Origin of the sequence: Aeromonas sp. ASNIH7 (genome assembly GCF_002903485.1) — a bacterium.
GTDB classification, from domain to species: Bacteria; Pseudomonadota; Gammaproteobacteria; order Enterobacterales; family Aeromonadaceae; genus Aeromonas; species Aeromonas caviae.
The window spans coordinates 1471928-1486048 of record NZ_CP026226.1 but is presented as its reverse complement, the minus strand read 5'-3'; the positions used below and the strand labels follow the sequence as shown (position 1 = coordinate 1486048).

The window sequence follows — 14121 nt, the reverse complement described above, 5'->3', positions numbered from 1 at the left end:
GCCATTAAATAAGGTGGTGATTCATTCTGGTGGATAAAACCATCATAAAAAACCGATGAAGGCAGCATATTGCTTCTCGTCAGGCGGGAATGCGGCCATTGCGCACCAGGGCCCGGCGGATATTTTTGCACATCTTGCCGAAGCGGTTGAGCTCGTCGAAGCTGGGCGGGATGCCGCGATCGATCTGATATTGCCAGTAGCAGAGGTCCGTATCCACCAGCTCCATCAGCTTCTTGGGGCAGCCGATGCAGGTGTTGTCCGGCCCGCATTTGAAGGTATCCGGTTGATAGAGCGGAAATTCCGCCTTCACGGCGTCGATGATCTGCTGCATGGCTGTCATGCGGTCCGGCTTTCTGCTCACGGCTCGTTCCCCGGCGGCTTGTATGGGGGAGTCATTATATCCTTGACAAAATGTGGGCCAATGACGCTTAGGAGGTAGTCCGCCTTGCGTGCACGCCACCGCACCCCGGATCCTGCGCCTGCTTTCCCCCTGGTGGCCTCTTCTGTCTGGCGCCGTTTCGGGTCATGATGAAAGCCCCGAACGAACCACTTTTTGACTGACCCCTCTGGAGGTGCGATGAGACCCTGTGCCCTGCTGTTGCTTTTTCCACTGGTGTGCCAGGCCGAGGCCAGTCCGAGTGAACCCGTGCAGGAAGGTACCCTGGCCAATCAGCAGCTGATCAGGGATGCCATGGTGGGGGTCGCATCCTGGGTGGCCACCAAGGGGTGTGACGCGCCGGAGCGCTTCGTGCCCGTGGTGTTGCAACTTCCCGAGGGGGAGCCGGGCAGTCGCCACTGGCAGGAGCGCTGGACGGTGACGGGCTGTGACAACGTCTATCCCGTGGTGATCGATTTTCGGGAGACCGGGATGCAGAGCGCCATGTGGACCATTGCCAGATAGGGTCGGCGCCGCCATCTGCGAGCTGCAAAAATGACAACGCCCGGCAAGCCGGGCGTTGGAACAGCGTGAAGGGGAAAGCCCGTCATCAGAAGTCGTGGTAGAGGGGCCAGCCGAGCAGGGGGTGGCGGATCCCGGCGCGCATCTCCATGTTGTCGAGCTTCTCCGGCGAGGCGTCCTCTTTTTGCAACTGCTGGTACTGGCGCACAAAGCCGAGGGTGTGGAGGAGGTTGGGCACAAAGCCCGGGCTCAGCTCCTGACGCAGGGCGGTGGCCATGTCGGCGGGCAACGCGCTCAGCATCAGGGTGAGCTGGGCGGCGAGGTAGTCGGTGTCGTACCAGCGCTCGTCGAGCTCAATCTCCCGCGCCAGCTTGCGCTTGAGATCCTGCTTCACCTTGAGGGGGGCGGCGCCACTGCCCTTGCCGCAGAGGATGCGGTAGAGCAGCGCTTCGGCCAGCTTGTCCTCCATGGTGGGGTGGTCGCTCTCGCAGGCGAAGAAGTGCTGGTCGATGAGCTCCATCAGGCGGCTCTTGTTGTGCTCGGTCAGCGCCTTCTCGTACTCCTGCCACCCTTGCCACTCCTCCACATCGGGGGGGCTGGAGATCTTGTCCAAGAGCCGCGCATCCACGTCACCGTAGAGGCTGTTGCCAGCCTGCTTGGGGCTGACAGTGATGAGCATGGACCAGCCCTTCTGGAACGGCTTGATGGGGCCTTCCGGTGCCTGCAACAGGGCCAGGGCCTTGGCCGGATCCCGTTGGGATAGCTCCTGCAGACCGAGGCTCACCACGCCGATGACGTCGTGGGCCGCCTGCTCCAGCAGGTGCATCTTGTACTTGTTGTAGTACTTGTCGGCGAATTTGAGGCTCATCAGCACCGCCTTGCCCTTGATGGCGGCGAGCTGTTGCTCGGTCAAACGTTCATTGTCGCGGCCAAAGCGCAGCACCTGGGTCAGAAAGGGGCCCTGGTTGGCATCGCGAATGACTAACTGCATGAATGGGCTCCTTAATCCAGAAAGCTGAACATGTCGTCGACGTCACCATACTCGTCTTCCTCGACCTTGTTCTTCTCTTTGGCCTGCATCACCAGCTCGGCGGCAAACTTGTTGATGATGCCGTCCCAGGTCGAGTGCTCGTTGCGCAGCAGCGACTTGATGGATTTTTCCACCTCGGGGGCCAGCTCGCGAATGAGCATCAAGAGGCTGCGGGGGTCGTCCAGCGCATAGTCGTGGCTGTCTTCGGCCTGCTGGCGCTCGCTGTAGCGCAGGGACTCTTCGAGATCTTCCTCTTCGGCGTGCAGCACGTCGCGATAGCCCTCGTCCTCTTCATAGCGATCGCCGCGATAAAACTCGATAAAGGGGATAGCGAGGTAGAAGAGGCCGGCCGGATCCTCGGCCACGCACTCGAGGATCTCCCGCTGCTTGGCTTCGCTCTCCTGGGTGCGGATCAGGTAGTTGAGGAAGTCGAAGGTGTGCTGCTGCAGCTCGTCGGCGTTGTTCTTGATCGCCTCTTCCCAGTAGAGGGGCTGCTGGCAGACGATGTCGCGGATCCGCTCCGGGGTCATCAGCTCGGAGATGATGGAGGGGAAGGAGATGTCGTGCTGGCCGTTGATCTGGGTCAGGGTAACGATATCAATGTTTTCAATCACTTCTGCCAGCTGGTCGTCAGACATGGTCTTGGCGATCAGCTCGAACTTCTCGCTGGCCTGCTTCGGCTCGATGACGGCCAGCTCTTTGATCTCGATGGCGGTAATTTCTATCAGACTGTTGCTCATGCCTTGCCCCAATTAGAAACGGACTTCGTCGTACATATCCTGATCGCCGTCGTCATCACCATAGCGGTCACTGCCGCCGTGGTAGTCGGCGTCGGCATCTTCCCCGTCTTCCTCTTCTTCTTCGTCCCGCAACTCATAGTTGTCATCACCGCGGTGGCTGCCGCGGGGCAGCGGGTTGTCCAGGAGGAACAGCACGGCGCAGGCCTCCATCAGCTGATCTTCGCTCTGTGCCCGCACCGCCTTGACCAGCGGCAGGATGGCGTTGTTGAAACCGACGCTCACCTTGAACTCGTCCCAAGAGGGCTGCTCACCGCTGGCGAGCCACTTGTTCCACTGCGACTTGGCCTTGGGCGGGAACTGCACCCGGCCATAGAGGGCGAGCGGCAGGTATTCGGGCATGAACTCCAGCATGCTCATGTCGGCCAGCAGCAGGGCCTTCATCTGGTCGGTGAACTGTTCGAGCCCCTTGGGGTCATCCTGATCCCGGTAGGATTCGATGTTCTCGCTGGCATCGCTTTGCAGGGCCTTGAGCCGTGCCTGGTCCCATTTTTTTTGCATAGTCGCTCTTCTTGCCTGGTGGCTCAGGGGTAGAACTGGTCCCACATCTCCTGCATGGCAGCAGCGGGATCGGTCACGATGACGTTGTTGAAATCCTTGATAAAAGCGGCCCGCTGTTTCGGATCGGACAGCACTTCATAAGCCTGCTTTACCTGGTGCAGCCGGGCGGCTGCCTGCTCTTTCTCTTCTTCGCTCGCCCCGTGCAGCTTGTCGGGGTGGTACTGGTTCGACAGCCGTCGATAGGCTTTTTTGATGTCGTTTTCACTGGCATTGGACTTGACGCCCAACACCCGGAAGTAGTTGTTCATGACGGATCCTGCCTCACTGGCATGGTGGAATTCATCCTGTGTCGACCTGGTGGCGGAACGTCGGCAAACCAGGCTCGGCAAAAACCGGAGATTTTAACGGAAAGCCGGCGCCTCTGCCATGAAAGTGCGGTCTTTCTGTACGAAAAGAGCGGGCGGTGCGAGATGGCGGCGGGGCTACACTGGCAGAGGGGGGCGGCAGGCCCTGGCGTTGCCCGACCCCCTCTTGTCCGAACCATCCGGATTCTGCCGTCACAAGGAGTCATCGCCATGGTCAAGTCCGCGTTTTTCGTGCTCGCGCTGGCAGGCAGTGCCGCCTCTGCCAGCGACATATTGCCCGCCTCGCCGCTGATGGGGGATGTCACCAGGGCCCAGTTCATGGAGCGCGCCGCCCAGCGCTTCGCCTTGCAGGACAAAAACGGTGACGGCGTGCTGTCGGTTGCCGAGAAAGAGGCCAACCTGGCAAAGCTGGCTGGCGTGATGCAGCAGGCAGGCAAGCCGGTCCCGGAGCGGATGAGCCAGCTCAAGCCGTCGCGGGAGACCACCAGGGCCCAGTTCATGGCGCGGTAGGAGGCGCTCTTCTCTCGCCTGGACAAGAACGGTGACGGGGTGATCGGAGAGTCTGAGCGTCTCGACATCAAGGCCAATCTGGAGAAGCGGGCGATGGAGGCCGCCCAATAGGACGGGTTGTCAGCCCTCTGATGAAAAAGAGCCCGGTAGCGATACCGGGCTCTTTGCATCTCTGGCATGAAGGGGGCTACCAGCTTGCCCAGAGCAGCCGCAACCTGAGCCCCCAGGCGCTGCTCCAGCCGGTGGTGCTGCTCACCAGAGCCCCATCCTTGATGACGAGGAAGGTGGGCGTCACCCCCACCTGCCAGCGGGCGGCCAGATCCCCGGACTCGTCGTTGTGGGTGGGGAAGGTCAGCCCCTTCTTCGCCATCCCGGCGCGCAACGGCTCATCGCTGCCGGAGCGCAGGGCCACCGTCAGCACATTTTCGCCCTCCTGCCAGAGCTGTTCCACCGTGGGAGTGGTGAAGCGGCACACCCCGCACCAGCTGGCCCAGTAGTAGACCAGCAGGGGCTTGCCGCGGCTCTGCTCGGCCAGAGTGGTGATGGTGCCGTCCTGCAGCGTGAAGGGGGCCTCCATGGCCCCCGCCGGCAGGGTGGGGCTACGCCACAGATCCACCAGGGTGGTGATGACAAGCGCCATCAGCAGCAGCCAGAGCGCCTCCTTGCCCCAGCGGCGCCAGCGGGGGGCCTTTATGCCTGGATCCTCGGCCATGGCTTAGCTCCGCTTGGCCAGCTCGGCTTTGACCAGCTGTTCCAGCTCGTCATAGGGAATGGCGCCCGGCACCAGCTGGTTGCCGATAAGGGTCGCCGGGGTGCCTTGCACGCCGAGCAGGGTGCCGATGCGCAGGCTGTTGCGCAGCTCTTCGGTGGCCTTGCCTGCGGGCTTGAGGGTCAGGTTGTCGGTGGCGGCCAGCGCCTTGTTGATGTCCGTCTCGGTCAGCATCCCCTGCTTGCTCATGAGCTTGTCGTGCAGGGGGAGGAAGCGGGCAGGATCCTGTTGCCACAGGGTCAGGCTGTACTGGGCCGCCTTGGCGGAGGTCTGCCCCTTGAAAGGCAGCAGCTTGATCACCAGCCCCAGATCGTCCGGATAGGCCGCGAGCAGCTTGGCGACCGCCGGGTCGAACTGCTTGCAGTAGGGGCAGTTGTAGTCGGTGAACAGCACCAGGGTCAGCTTGGGATGCTTGGCACCGAGGCGCGGGCTGGTGGGGCTGTTGAACAGCACGTCCTGGTTGCCCTTGATGAAGTCACTCATCTGGGCCTGCTGTGTCGCGGCGTTCTGTTTCTCCCAGGATTCGGCTGCCTCGTCGAGGATCCCGGGGTTGGCGATCAGGGTCTCGCGAATGAGCTCCTTGATGCGGGCCTCCTGCTCCGGGGTGAAGGGGGCGGCGTGCAGCGTGGGGGTGCCCAGGGTGGCGGCTACCAGGGCGGTGCAGAGGGTCAGGGTTCGCAGTCTCATGGCATTCTCCTTAGAAATGGGTGGCATCGGCCTGAACGAGGCCGGCCTTGTGCAAGCTGTCGAGCAAGTCGGCCTTGTCCAGCAGGGGAGAGAGGACCTCCCCTTCCGGCAGGCCGGGCCCGTAGATCTGGTTGAAGGGAACGGCGGCGGCGCCACGCTGGCGCAGGAAGGCGGAAATGGCATCGCTCGGCCGGCTCCAGTCGCCGCGAAGGGCCACCACGTCCGGGGCCGACAGGGCGCGCTGCACCTCGTCACGCAGCAGCACGTTGTATTTGTTGGCCTTGCAGGTGACGCACCAGTCGGCGGTCACATCCACGAAGACCCGCTTGTTCTGGGCCAGGGCGTCGGTGATGGCCTGTTCGGAGAGGGGCTGCCAGGCGATGCGATCGACGCTGCCACCCCCTTTCACCGTGAGGGCGCCCCCCAGCAGCAGGGCGCCGCCGATGAGTGCCGAGAGGGAGAGGGCCAGCGTGAAACCGCGCAGGCCATAGCGCCAGAGGATGCCCATCAGCAGCGCCAGCACCATGGCGGCCATCAGCCAGCCGGTGGCCGTGCTGCCCAGATGGTTGCCGAGCAGGCTCGCCAGCCAGAGGCTGGAGCCCAGCATCATCAGCCCGAGCAGGATGCGCAGTCGCCCCATCCAGCGGCCCGGTTTGGGCAGCCAGAGGGCGAGGCGCGGCAGGGCCGCCACCAGCAGCCAGGGCAGGCTCATGCCAAGGCCGAGGGCCGTGAAGATGAGCCAGAGCTGGCCGAGGGGCGCCGCCAGTGCAAAGGCCACCGCGGTGCCGAGGAAGGGGGCGGAGCAGGGGGTCGCGAGCAGGGTGGCGAAACTCCCCTGCAGGAAGTGACCGCCGAGCCCCTCGCCGCCGCGAGTGGCGAGGCGAGTGCTGAGATTGCTGGGCAACCTTATCTCGAACAAGCCCAGCAGGTTGGCGCAAAACAGCAGGGTCACCGCCACCATGAAGCCGATGAAACCGGCGCTCTGGAACTGGATCCCCCAGCCGACGGCTCCTTGAGTGGCGCGCAGCAGGCTGCTCATGGCCGCCAGCACCCAGAAGGAGGTGATTATCCCGGCGCTGGCGGCGAGGAACTGCTTGCGCACGCCTCCTTGTTCGCGCTCCCGCTGCTGCAACACGGTGCCGAGTTTCAGAGCCAGCACCGGCAGCACGCAGGGCATCAGGTTGAGGATGAGACCGCCGAGCAGTGCTGCCCCCAGCAGCCAGAGAAGTGGCTGCTCCGGGGCCGGCAGGGCGAGGGGATCGGCGATGGTGGCGCGGGTCTGCCAGGCCTGCTCGCCGCTACCGAGCAGCAGGCCGAGGGATTGACCGCGCAAGTCTGGGGCATCCCCCTGCCAGCCATCGCTGACCGGCACCCGGGCGATCAGGGTGGTGCCGCTTACCTCGAGCGCGGGCTTGCCGAACTCGGCCCCCTCCAGCGCATCGATGAAGAGCGCAGGTTCCTGCCAGCCTTCTGCCCGCTCGGCCCGCAGTTGCAGCTGGTTGTGCTGGTAGCCGAGCTCGACCCGGGTGTCGGCGGGCAGCGTCTGTGGCAGGGTGCTCATGGCCCGGGCCCAGGCGAAGTCGAAACCGGTCGGCGCCTGCCCATCCGCCGCCAGGGTGAAGGGGTAGTCGGTCAGGATGCAGACATTGCTGCAGGTGGAGAGGCGCAAGGTGCCCTTGAGCGGCTGCCCGGCCGGGTAGCCCAGGCTCAGGGGGAAGCGTACCTGCTCCTGATAGCCCTGGGTGCTGAGCCCGGCCACCTCGAAGGGGCGCGGCGTGGGCCAGTGCCACTGGAAGTCGCCGACCGGCTGCTCCCACAGGATCTGGGGCGCTATGCCCCCTTCACCCGGGCTGTGCCAGTAGGTCTTCCAGCCTGACTCCAGCTGGACATCGAGCAGGATGCGGGTTTGATCCGGGACGCTGCGGTCGGCTTGCAGCCTGACCTTGGCGTGACTGTTCTGGGGGCGGGTGAGCCACCCCGTATCGCTGGCCAATCCGCTGGATTGCCACAGCAGGCTGCCCAGTAGCAGGGCCGCCTTGAAGAGATTCGACATGTGTTGGGTCTCGCAAAAAAATGAGTGACAGCAGGCTGAAAAAACGCGGCTGAACTCATTCCCGCCAGACGCAGAGGGTGAGGTGCAGTCGCCGCTCCGGCGGCGAGACATTGATGGGGGGAGGCAGTGCCGGCGCGCGCCGTGACAGGGGCACCAGCAGGGCAATCACGAAGGCGATGGCGAAGAAGAGTTGCTCCACGCACAGCAGACTGGCGGCGCTCAGCCACTTGCCGTTGAGCTGGCAGCTGCTGGGCTGCACACTGGCGGGCGTGCCCTTGTCGGCCTGGTCGTCGGCCGAGGCGAACTGGGGCAGGGTCTGGCAACTCACGGCGTGATCGAGCAGGGCGAGGCGGGCCAGAGGCTGGGCCGCGCAATTGAGCACCAGCAGGCAGACCAGCAGCAGGAGTCGTGTCGCCGCGCGTTGTTGCAAAATCATGCTCGCCCCGTTCATCAAGATGGCCACATCCTAGCGGGCAATGGCGGGTGGGGCAAGCCGGGGTGGCCGGTGGCGTCCGGGGCTGGTCGGTTCTGTCTGGCGAACGCTTGTTCGCTAAAAGGGGGACCAGTATACTGCGCCGAGTCAAATTCCGAGGTGTTCGATGCTCAAACTTGCCCGTGTGCTGCTGCTGGCACTGCTGCTCGTCTTCTGGTTCCTGTTCGGCCTGTTGCTTTGTCTGGTGCGCCCGCGCCACCCGAACAACGTCTATGTCTTCGCCCGCATGTATCATGCGGTCTGCCCGCTGATCGGCCTCAAGGTCCGGGTGACGGTGGCCGACGAGGTCAAATCGGTGGGGCCGGCGGTCTATGTCTGCAATCACCAGAGCAACTACGACATCTTCACCGTGACCGGCGCCGTGCAGCCCGGCGTGGTGGCGGTGGGCAAGAAGAGCCTGCTGTGGCTCCCCTTCTTCGGCCTTATCTTCTGGCTCTCCGGCAACGTGCTGATCGACCGCTCCAACCGCTCCCGCGCCATCGGCACCATCGGCCAGGTGGTGGATCGCATCAAGCATCGTGGCACCTCCATCTGGATGTTCCCGGAGGGGACCCGCTCCCAGGGGCGTGGTCTGCTGCCGTTCAAAGCGGGGGCCTTCCACACTGCCGTCCAGGCCGAGGTGCCCGTGGTGCCCATCGTCTGCTCCAGCTACTTCGGTCAGGTCGATCTCAACCGCTGGGACAACGGCGAGGTGCTGCTGGAAGTGATGGCCCCGGTGTGCAGCAAGGAGCACGGCGCCGCCGGCATCCGCGAGCTCTCCGACACCTGCCGGGAGAAGATGGAAGCCAAGCTGGCGGAGCTGGATGGCAAGCTTGGCCATCGGCCGGCGGCCTGAGCCCGGTTGCAGAGAAGAGAGGGAGCCGCTGGCTCCCTTTTTTATTGGTGAAAATCACCATCTTGTTGGTTTTTTTCACCACATTGTATCCAATGGACATCCATTGTTAACTTTCATCTAATTGTAAATAAAGGAAAAAATATTCTGGCACGGCTCTTGTAATGTCATGGGAAGAGAGTGACACCCCATCAACAAGGAGCCAGACCATGAGCGTATTCAGCCGCCTGACCGACGTGATCAATGCCAACCTGCACAGCCTGCTCGACAAGAGCGAAGAGCCGGAGAAGATGCTGCGGCTGATGATCGAGGAGATGGAGCAGGTCCAGGTCGAGATGAGAACCCAGGCCGCCCGCGTCATCGCCGAACAGAAACAGTTGGAGCGCCATCAGCAGGCGCTGCGCAACCAGATCCAGGAGTGGGCAGCCAAGGCCGAACTCGCCATCCAGAAGGGCCGCGAAGATCTGGCCCGTGCCGCCCTCACCGAGAAGCTGGCGGAGATGAAGCAGTGCGAGCGGCTGGAAGAGGACAAGGCGCGGGTGGCCGAAGTGCTGGCCCAGCTCACCGCCGACAGCGAGCGACTGGCGGCCAAGCTGACCGAGGCGCGGGAGAAGCAGAAGATGCTGACCCTGCGCGAACAGACCGCCCACAGCCGCATCCGCGCCCGTGCCCAGGTGGACAACCAGCGCATGCACGAGCTGGTGGCCCGCTTCGACGGCTTCCAGAACCGTGTCGATCAGCTGGAGGCCCAGCTGGAGGCGGCGACCCTGGGGCAGAATCCGTCCCTCGAGGCCCAGTTCCGCGAGCTGGAGCTGAACGACGAGATTGAGCGGGAACTGGCCCGGCTCAAGGGTCAGAAGGTGGAGGCATAACATGACACCCTGGCCCAAGGATCTCGCCCATCGCAAGCTGACCGGGGTCTGCGCCGGTCTTGCCAGAGGGCTGGGGGTGTCCAGAGTGACGGTGCGGGTGGTGGCCCTGCTCGCCCTGATCCTGATGCCGCCGCTGGCCCTGGCGCTCTATCTGGTGGGGGTGCTCGTCATGCCTCCCCGCCGTGAACTTCAACGCTGGCTGGGGTGATCTCCGGATCGCCCCGTCGGCAAGTGCAAGCCCGTGAGGAGCACAACATGCTGGAATTTATCGTCTTGATCCTGGTGCTGATCGGCATGGCGCTGACCGGATTCACCGTGCTGGCCATGCTGCTGGTGAGCGGGGTCTTCGTGCTGTTTGGCGCCCTGGCCGGCATGTTTGCCCTCATCATCAAGCTGGCGCCCTGGTTGCTGGTGGTGCTGGTGGTGTGCTGGCTCCTCAGCAACAGGCGCAAGCAGTCGAACACCTACCGTTAAGCCTCCCTGATTTCGCATCCTTCCTTGGCCACTGCTTGCAGTGGCCCTTTTTATGGGGGCGACACAGGGTCGGTGTGCGGGTTGGCAAGCCAGGAAAGGCTCCAGCCGTGCCACAGCGCCGGCTCGTGTACCAGGCGCTCCTTGAACGCCTTGCTCTGCTGCTTGAGGCGGTACTCGAGGCGCAGCGCCTCGCGTTTGCTGGGGACCTCCTGCTGCCATACCAGGGAGAGGGGCCCCTTGCCGCGCAGGGCTCTGGCCCCCTTGCCGCTCTGGTGCTGACGCAGTCGCCGCTCGGGATCCGTGCTGATCCCCGCATAGAGTGCCCCGGTGCCGGTGCGCACCAGATAGACAAACCAGCGGGAGGGAGTGGTGGTGGCGAGGGTCACGAGGTGCGCCACCTGGCCCGCTGGCGCCCAAGCCGGTGCAGGGGCAGCAGGCTCACCAGCAGGCCGGCCCAGACGAAGGCAAAGCCCACGGATTTCACCGGATCCGGGATCTCGCCAAACCAGAAGAGGGCGAGCAGGAAGGCGAGGCTCGGCTCTATGTATTGCAACAGCCCCACCGTGCTCATGGGCGTGCGCGCCACTGCATAGCAGAACAGCCCCACCGGCAGCAGGGTGGCGGGGGCGCTGCCCATCAGCAGCAGTCGCTCGGTCCAGTCACCGGCCATAAACTGGCTGGTGCCCTGCAAGGTCAGCCAGCCGATGATGAGAAGGGCGATGGGCAACTGCACCAGGGACTCCAGATAGAGGCTGGTACCGGCGTCCAGTCTCACCTTCTTCTTAATGAGGCCGTAGAGGGCGAAGTTGGCCCCCATCACGAGGGAGAACCAGGGCAGTTGGCCGTAGGAGAAGAGCATGTAGGCGAGCCCCGCCAGGGCGAGCGCCACCGCCAGGTGTTTTTGCGGGGTGAGCTTCTCTTTGAGGAAGAGCACCGCAAAAGCGATGTTGAAGAGCGGGGTCATGAAGAAGGCGAGGCTGGTGGCCAGCACCTGGCCCGTGGTCAGGCACCAGGTGAACATGCACCAGCTGATGGACATCACGGGGCCCGCCAGCAGCACGAGGCCGAGCTGCCGGGGATCGCCGCGCAGGGCCCCCCAGGGCACCCGCTGGCCGAGGAGCAGAAGCAGGCCTCCCAGCAGCACCACGGACCAGAGCACCCGGTGGGAAAGCAGTTCCCACATGTTGATCTCGGGCATGAACTGGTAATAGAGGGGCAGCATGCCCCACAGCACGAATGAGAGGGCCGCGCTGCCGGTGCCCATCCAGTTCTTCATCTCTCTCCGTTTATTAAACTAAACAATGGCGGCTGCATGATAAGTATCCGCCGCCCCTTTCACAAGCGGGAGCGGGGAGAAAACTCTGGTACTATCGGGCCCATGAACCGACTCGATCCCCTGTTTGAACAGATCCGGGCCTGCCGCCTGTGCGAGGCCCACCTGCCGCTCGGCCCAAGGCCGGTGATCCGCGGCAACGAGCGCGCCCGTCTGCTCATCATCGGCCAGGCCCCCGGCACCCGGGTACACGCCAGCGGCATCCCCTGGGATGATCCCTCCGGCGATCGGCTGCGCTTGTGGCTCGGGGTGGACAAGGCCACCTTTTACGATGAATCCCGCATCGCCATCATGCCCATGGGGCTCTGTTACCCGGGCAGGGGCAAGTCGGGGGATCTGCCGCCGCGCCCGGAATGTGCCCCCACCTGGCACGACAAGGTACTGATGCTGCTGCCCAACATCGAGCTGACTCTGCTCATCGGCCAGTATGCGCAGGCTTACTACCTGAGGGCGGCGGCGAAAGGATCGCTCACCGAGACGGTGCGACACTGGGCGGACTATGGCCCGGCCTGGTTGCCGCTGCCGCACCCGTCCCCGCGCAACACCCTCTGGCTCAGGAAGAACCCCTGGTTCGAGCAGGGGGTGATCCCCCATCTGCAGCAGCGGGTCGCCCCCCTGCTTGACCCGGCAGGCTAGAGCGCCGGCTCGGCCTGGGGCTTGGGCTTGCTGCGGGCCATGGCGACCAGCGGCAGTATGATGCACAGGCACCCCAGCAGCAGCGGCAGCCCTGGCTGTTCGTCAAACAGCCAGACCCCGATGGCGACCGCCATCAGCAGCCCGGTGTACTCCGCCGAGGCGATCTTGCTCGCCTCCGCCTTGCGATAGGCCATCACGCACAATCCTGCATAGACCATGATGAGCGCCGAGGAGCCGAAGGCGGGCCACCACATCTGCCATTGCCACTCGCCCCCTTCCCACCAGGCCAGCGCCAGGATGAAGGGCATGCTCAGCACATTGGTGAAAAACAGGGTCTGGGCGATGGGCTGCTGGAGCGGGATGCGCTTGATCAGCAGGTTGTTGACCGCCAGGGAGAGCGCCACCCCGAGCGCCGCCAGGGCGGCCCAGTTTACCTCGGTCGGGCGCAGCACGATGAGCACTCCGACGAAGCCGAGCAGCGCCGTCAGCACCTTCTGGCGCGAGAGTGCCTCCCCCGCCAGCCAGACCGCGAGCGGCACCATCAGCAGCGGGGCGGCATAGAAGAGGGCGTTGGCGGTGGCGAGCGGCAGCCGGGTGAGGGCGACCACCATCAGGCAGACACCGACGGCCCAGATATGGGCCCGCAGCAGGTGCCACTTGAGGGCTACCGGCGGGTTGCGCCGCCAGGACCAGAGCAGCCAGGGGGCGAGCAGCAGGGCCGCGGAGAGCTGGCGGAAAAAGACAAACTGGAAGATGGGCTGGTCCGGCTCCAGCACCTTGACCAGGGCATCGGAGAAGACCGCCACCATGTTGCCGAGCACCAGATAGAGGATGCCTATTCCGACTGCATTCATACCACCTCCAGATTCAGATGAGGGGAGGGTAGCCCGCGGCCTGTTATCCAGTAAAATGATAAAAAATCATCACGCATGAGAAATTTGGATAATGAAGCTGCCCCCCCTGCGCGCCGTTCAATATTTCGAGGTGGTTGCCCGCCTGCTGAGTTTTTCCCGCGCCGCCCTGGAGCTCAATGTCAGCCAGAGTGCGGTCAGTCACCAGATCCGTCTGCTGGAGGATTTTCTGGGGGAGCGGCTGCTGCTGCGCCAGGGGCGGCTGCTCTCCCTGACGCCCCAGGGGGAGATCTATTTCGAGGGGATCGCCGCCGGGCTGGTCCAGATTGCCCAGAGCAGCGAGCAGTTGCGCGGTGGAGGCGAGATGCGGGTGCGGCTCGCGGTCTACAGCTCGTTTGCGGTGAAGTGGCTGATCCCGCGCCTGGCCGGGCTGCGCCAGCTCTATCCCGAGCTGGATCTCAGCCTGGAGATGGTGGCGGAAGATCCCGAGCTCTCCGACAGGGTGGCGGACGGTTTCATCACCGTCTCCCCCGAAGGGCCGGGCTACATGCACGATCTGCTCTATCGGGAGCGGCTGATGCCGGTATGCAGTCGCCGGATGTGGCAGCAGGTGGAAGGGGAGTGGCCCGCCACCTTGTGGCAGTTGCCGCTGCTCTCCATCCAGGCTATCTACCGCGAGAAGGGGGAAGATTGGCGGCGCTGGGCCGAAATGGGGGGGCTGACCATTCCCCCCGAGGCGAGGGTGCACCATTTCAGCCATATCCTGCTCGCGCTGGAGGCGGCGAACTGGGACCAGGGAATGGCGCTCATCAATGACTACATGTTGCAGCCGGAAGATCCGCGTCTGGTGCGGCTGCCCCTGCACGCCCTCGAGACCGGCGACAACTTCTATTTCGTCTTCAAGCGCTCGCGCGCCCATGAACCCGCCATCAGCCGGTTGCGTCAGTGGCTGTGGCAGGAGTCGCAGGCGAGCCTGAGACCCGGGGAAAACGAGCCTCTCAGGCGCGTCTGAACGGGCTG

20 protein-coding genes are annotated in these 14121 nt (G+C 64.1%); 8 read left to right on the top strand and 12 right to left on the bottom strand.

Translation table 11 applies throughout. From position 1 onward, the window contains the following. Positions 1 to 79 precede the first annotated feature (79 nt). A complete protein-coding gene (locus C2U47_RS06890; protein ID WP_039039818.1) occupies positions 80 to 331 on the bottom strand; it encodes a hypothetical protein in 252 nt (83 codons plus the stop codon). A gap of 246 nt (positions 332 to 577) precedes the next feature. Between C2U47_RS06890 and C2U47_RS06885 the strand changes: the two genes are divergently transcribed. After that, positions 578 to 901 (top strand): hypothetical protein, encoded by a 324-nt coding sequence (locus C2U47_RS06885; RefSeq protein WP_049636123.1) that lies wholly within the window; start codon positions 578 to 580, stop codon positions 899 to 901. Between the two features lie 85 nt (positions 902 to 986). Here the strand turns inward: C2U47_RS06885 and atcC are convergent, their stop codons facing one another. From atcC to atcJ, 4 genes are read right to left on the bottom strand one after another with little or no spacing between them, the layout of a single operon-like run. Then, a complete protein-coding gene (gene atcC, locus C2U47_RS06880) occupies positions 987 to 1889 on the bottom strand; it encodes a cold adaptation protein AtcC (RefSeq protein ID WP_043152952.1) in 903 nt (300 codons plus the stop codon). A gap of 11 nt (positions 1890 to 1900) precedes the next feature. Then, positions 1901 to 2668, bottom strand: a complete 768-nt coding sequence (gene atcB, locus C2U47_RS06875) for a cold adaptation protein AtcB (RefSeq protein ID WP_010672787.1) — start codon at positions 2666 to 2668, stop codon at positions 1901 to 1903. Positions 2669 to 2680: 12 nt separating this feature from the next. Continuing rightward, complete coding sequence (gene atcA, locus C2U47_RS06870; protein WP_043152951.1) at positions 2681 to 3226, bottom strand: cold adaptation protein AtcA; 546 nt, start codon at positions 3224 to 3226, stop codon at positions 2681 to 2683. A 23-nt stretch (positions 3227 to 3249) separates the two neighbouring features. Further along, positions 3250 to 3534: a cold adaptation protein ActJcold adaptation protein ActJ gene (gene atcJ / locus C2U47_RS06865; RefSeq protein WP_024943298.1), complete on the bottom strand. Its 285-nt coding sequence runs from the start codon at positions 3532 to 3534 to the stop codon at positions 3250 to 3252. A 267-nt stretch (positions 3535 to 3801) separates the two neighbouring features. Between atcJ and C2U47_RS06860 the strand changes: the two genes are divergently transcribed. Further along, the gene (locus C2U47_RS06860; RefSeq protein ID WP_223918135.1) at positions 3802 to 4101 is read left to right on the top strand and encodes an EF-hand domain-containing protein; all 300 of its coding nucleotides are present in this window, start codon (positions 3802 to 3804) and stop codon (positions 4099 to 4101) included. 187 nt (positions 4102 to 4288) lie between these two features. Here C2U47_RS06860 and C2U47_RS06855 read toward each other — a convergent pair whose 3' ends face one another. The 4 genes from C2U47_RS06855 to C2U47_RS06840 are packed head-to-tail and all read right to left on the bottom strand — an operon-like array spanning position 4289 to position 8046. Beyond that, positions 4289 to 4813: a protein disulfide oxidoreductase gene (locus tag C2U47_RS06855; protein ID WP_043152949.1), complete on the bottom strand. Its 525-nt coding sequence runs from the start codon at positions 4811 to 4813 to the stop codon at positions 4289 to 4291. A gap of 3 nt (positions 4814 to 4816) precedes the next feature. Further along, a complete protein-coding gene (locus C2U47_RS06850) occupies positions 4817 to 5557 on the bottom strand; it encodes a DsbA family protein (protein WP_043152946.1) in 741 nt (246 codons plus the stop codon). 10 nt (positions 5558 to 5567) lie between these two features. Continuing rightward, entirely contained in the window at positions 5568 to 7610 is a 2043-nt protein-coding gene (locus C2U47_RS06845) for a protein-disulfide reductase DsbD family protein (protein WP_043152943.1), read from the bottom strand. Positions 7611 to 7665: 55 nt separating this feature from the next. Next, positions 7666 to 8046, bottom strand: a complete 381-nt coding sequence (locus C2U47_RS06840) for a hypothetical protein (RefSeq protein WP_043152974.1) — start codon at positions 8044 to 8046, stop codon at positions 7666 to 7668. A gap of 163 nt (positions 8047 to 8209) precedes the next feature. Here C2U47_RS06840 and C2U47_RS06835 point away from each other — a divergent pair, with 163 nt between their 5' ends. From C2U47_RS06835 to pspG, 4 genes are all read left to right on the top strand, one after another. Then, positions 8210 to 8938 (top strand): 1-acylglycerol-3-phosphate O-acyltransferase, encoded by a 729-nt coding sequence (locus tag C2U47_RS06835; RefSeq protein ID WP_039039739.1) that lies wholly within the window; start codon positions 8210 to 8212, stop codon positions 8936 to 8938. 206 nt (positions 8939 to 9144) lie between these two features. Then, entirely contained in the window at positions 9145 to 9807 is a 663-nt protein-coding gene (gene pspA, locus C2U47_RS06830) for a phage shock protein PspA (protein ID WP_010672795.1), read from the top strand. Position 9808: 1 nt separating this feature from the next. Further along, entirely contained in the window at positions 9809 to 10015 is a 207-nt protein-coding gene (locus C2U47_RS06825; protein WP_010672796.1) for a PspC domain-containing protein, read from the top strand. Positions 10016 to 10062: 47 nt separating this feature from the next. Next, positions 10063 to 10281, top strand: a complete 219-nt coding sequence (pspG, locus tag C2U47_RS06820; RefSeq protein WP_010672797.1) for an envelope stress response protein PspG — start codon at positions 10063 to 10065, stop codon at positions 10279 to 10281. Positions 10282 to 10331: 50 nt separating this feature from the next. Here the strand turns inward: pspG and C2U47_RS06815 are convergent, their stop codons facing one another. Together C2U47_RS06815 and rarD are read right to left on the bottom strand one after the other, a co-directional pair. Then, positions 10332 to 10667 carry a GIY-YIG nuclease family protein gene (locus C2U47_RS06815; RefSeq protein WP_043152939.1) on the bottom strand — a complete coding sequence of 112 codons (336 nt, stop codon included), beginning with the start codon at positions 10665 to 10667 and terminating at the stop codon, positions 10332 to 10334. Continuing rightward, positions 10664 to 11557: an EamA family transporter RarD gene (gene rarD, locus C2U47_RS06810; RefSeq protein WP_043152937.1), complete on the bottom strand. Its 894-nt coding sequence runs from the start codon at positions 11555 to 11557 to the stop codon at positions 10664 to 10666. Before rarD ends, C2U47_RS06815 begins: the two co-directional genes overlap by 4 nt. 102 nt (positions 11558 to 11659) lie before the next feature. Between rarD and C2U47_RS06805 the strand changes: the two genes are divergently transcribed. Continuing rightward, positions 11660 to 12250 carry a uracil-DNA glycosylase family protein gene (locus C2U47_RS06805; protein WP_041214394.1) on the top strand — a complete coding sequence of 197 codons (591 nt, stop codon included), beginning with the start codon at positions 11660 to 11662 and terminating at the stop codon, positions 12248 to 12250. Here the strand turns inward: C2U47_RS06805 and C2U47_RS06800 are convergent. Next, on the bottom strand, positions 12247 to 13104 hold the full coding sequence (locus C2U47_RS06800; protein WP_010672801.1) for a DMT family transporter: 858 nt from the start codon (positions 13102 to 13104) through the stop codon (positions 12247 to 12249). The genes C2U47_RS06805 and C2U47_RS06800 overlap by 4 nt on opposite strands. A 91-nt stretch (positions 13105 to 13195) precedes the next feature. Here C2U47_RS06800 and C2U47_RS06795 point away from each other — a divergent pair, with 91 nt between their 5' ends. Then, positions 13196 to 14113 carry a LysR substrate-binding domain-containing protein gene (locus tag C2U47_RS06795; protein ID WP_042014956.1) on the top strand — a complete coding sequence of 306 codons (918 nt, stop codon included), beginning with the start codon at positions 13196 to 13198 and terminating at the stop codon, positions 14111 to 14113. Positions 14114 to 14121 lie beyond the last annotated feature (8 nt).

Bases quoted from the DNA above. Each gene is read 5' to 3' on its own strand.
- C2U47_RS06890 (WP_039039818.1), bottom strand. From the start codon at position 331: ATGCAGCAGATCATCGACGCCGTGAAGGCGGAATTTCCGCTCTATCAA.
- C2U47_RS06885 (WP_049636123.1), top strand. From the start codon at position 578: ATGAGACCCTGTGCCCTGCTGTTGCTTTTTCCACTGGTGTGCCAGGCC.
- atcC (WP_043152952.1), bottom strand. From the start codon at position 1,889: ATGCAGTTAGTCATTCGCGATGCCAACCAGGGCCCCTTTCTGACCCAG.
- atcB (WP_010672787.1), bottom strand. From the start codon at position 2,668: ATGAGCAACAGTCTGATAGAAATTACCGCCATCGAGATCAAAGAGCTG.
- atcA (WP_043152951.1), bottom strand. From the start codon at position 3,226: ATGCAAAAAAAATGGGACCAGGCACGGCTCAAGGCCCTGCAAAGCGAT.
- atcJ (WP_024943298.1), bottom strand. From the start codon at position 3,534: ATGAACAACTACTTCCGGGTGTTGGGCGTCAAGTCCAATGCCAGTGAA.
- C2U47_RS06860 (WP_223918135.1), top strand. From the start codon at position 3,802: ATGGTCAAGTCCGCGTTTTTCGTGCTCGCGCTGGCAGGCAGTGCCGCC.
- C2U47_RS06855 (WP_043152949.1), bottom strand. From the start codon at position 4,813: ATGGCCGAGGATCCAGGCATAAAGGCCCCCCGCTGGCGCCGCTGGGGC.
- C2U47_RS06850 (WP_043152946.1), bottom strand. From the start codon at position 5,557: ATGAGACTGCGAACCCTGACCCTCTGCACCGCCCTGGTAGCCGCCACC.
- C2U47_RS06845 (WP_043152943.1), bottom strand. From the start codon at position 7,610: ATGTCGAATCTCTTCAAGGCGGCCCTGCTACTGGGCAGCCTGCTGTGG.
- C2U47_RS06840 (WP_043152974.1), bottom strand. From the start codon at position 8,046: ATGATTTTGCAACAACGCGCGGCGACACGACTCCTGCTGCTGGTCTGC.
- C2U47_RS06835 (WP_039039739.1), top strand. From the start codon at position 8,210: ATGCTCAAACTTGCCCGTGTGCTGCTGCTGGCACTGCTGCTCGTCTTC.
- pspA (WP_010672795.1), top strand. From the start codon at position 9,145: ATGAGCGTATTCAGCCGCCTGACCGACGTGATCAATGCCAACCTGCAC.
- C2U47_RS06825 (WP_010672796.1), top strand. From the start codon at position 9,809: ATGACACCCTGGCCCAAGGATCTCGCCCATCGCAAGCTGACCGGGGTC.
- pspG (WP_010672797.1), top strand. From the start codon at position 10,063: ATGCTGGAATTTATCGTCTTGATCCTGGTGCTGATCGGCATGGCGCTG.
- rarD (WP_043152937.1), bottom strand. From the start codon at position 11,557: ATGAAGAACTGGATGGGCACCGGCAGCGCGGCCCTCTCATTCGTGCTG.
- C2U47_RS06805 (WP_041214394.1), top strand. From the start codon at position 11,660: ATGAACCGACTCGATCCCCTGTTTGAACAGATCCGGGCCTGCCGCCTG.
- C2U47_RS06800 (WP_010672801.1), bottom strand. From the start codon at position 13,104: ATGAATGCAGTCGGAATAGGCATCCTCTATCTGGTGCTCGGCAACATG.
- C2U47_RS06795 (WP_042014956.1), top strand. From the start codon at position 13,196: ATGAAGCTGCCCCCCCTGCGCGCCGTTCAATATTTCGAGGTGGTTGCC.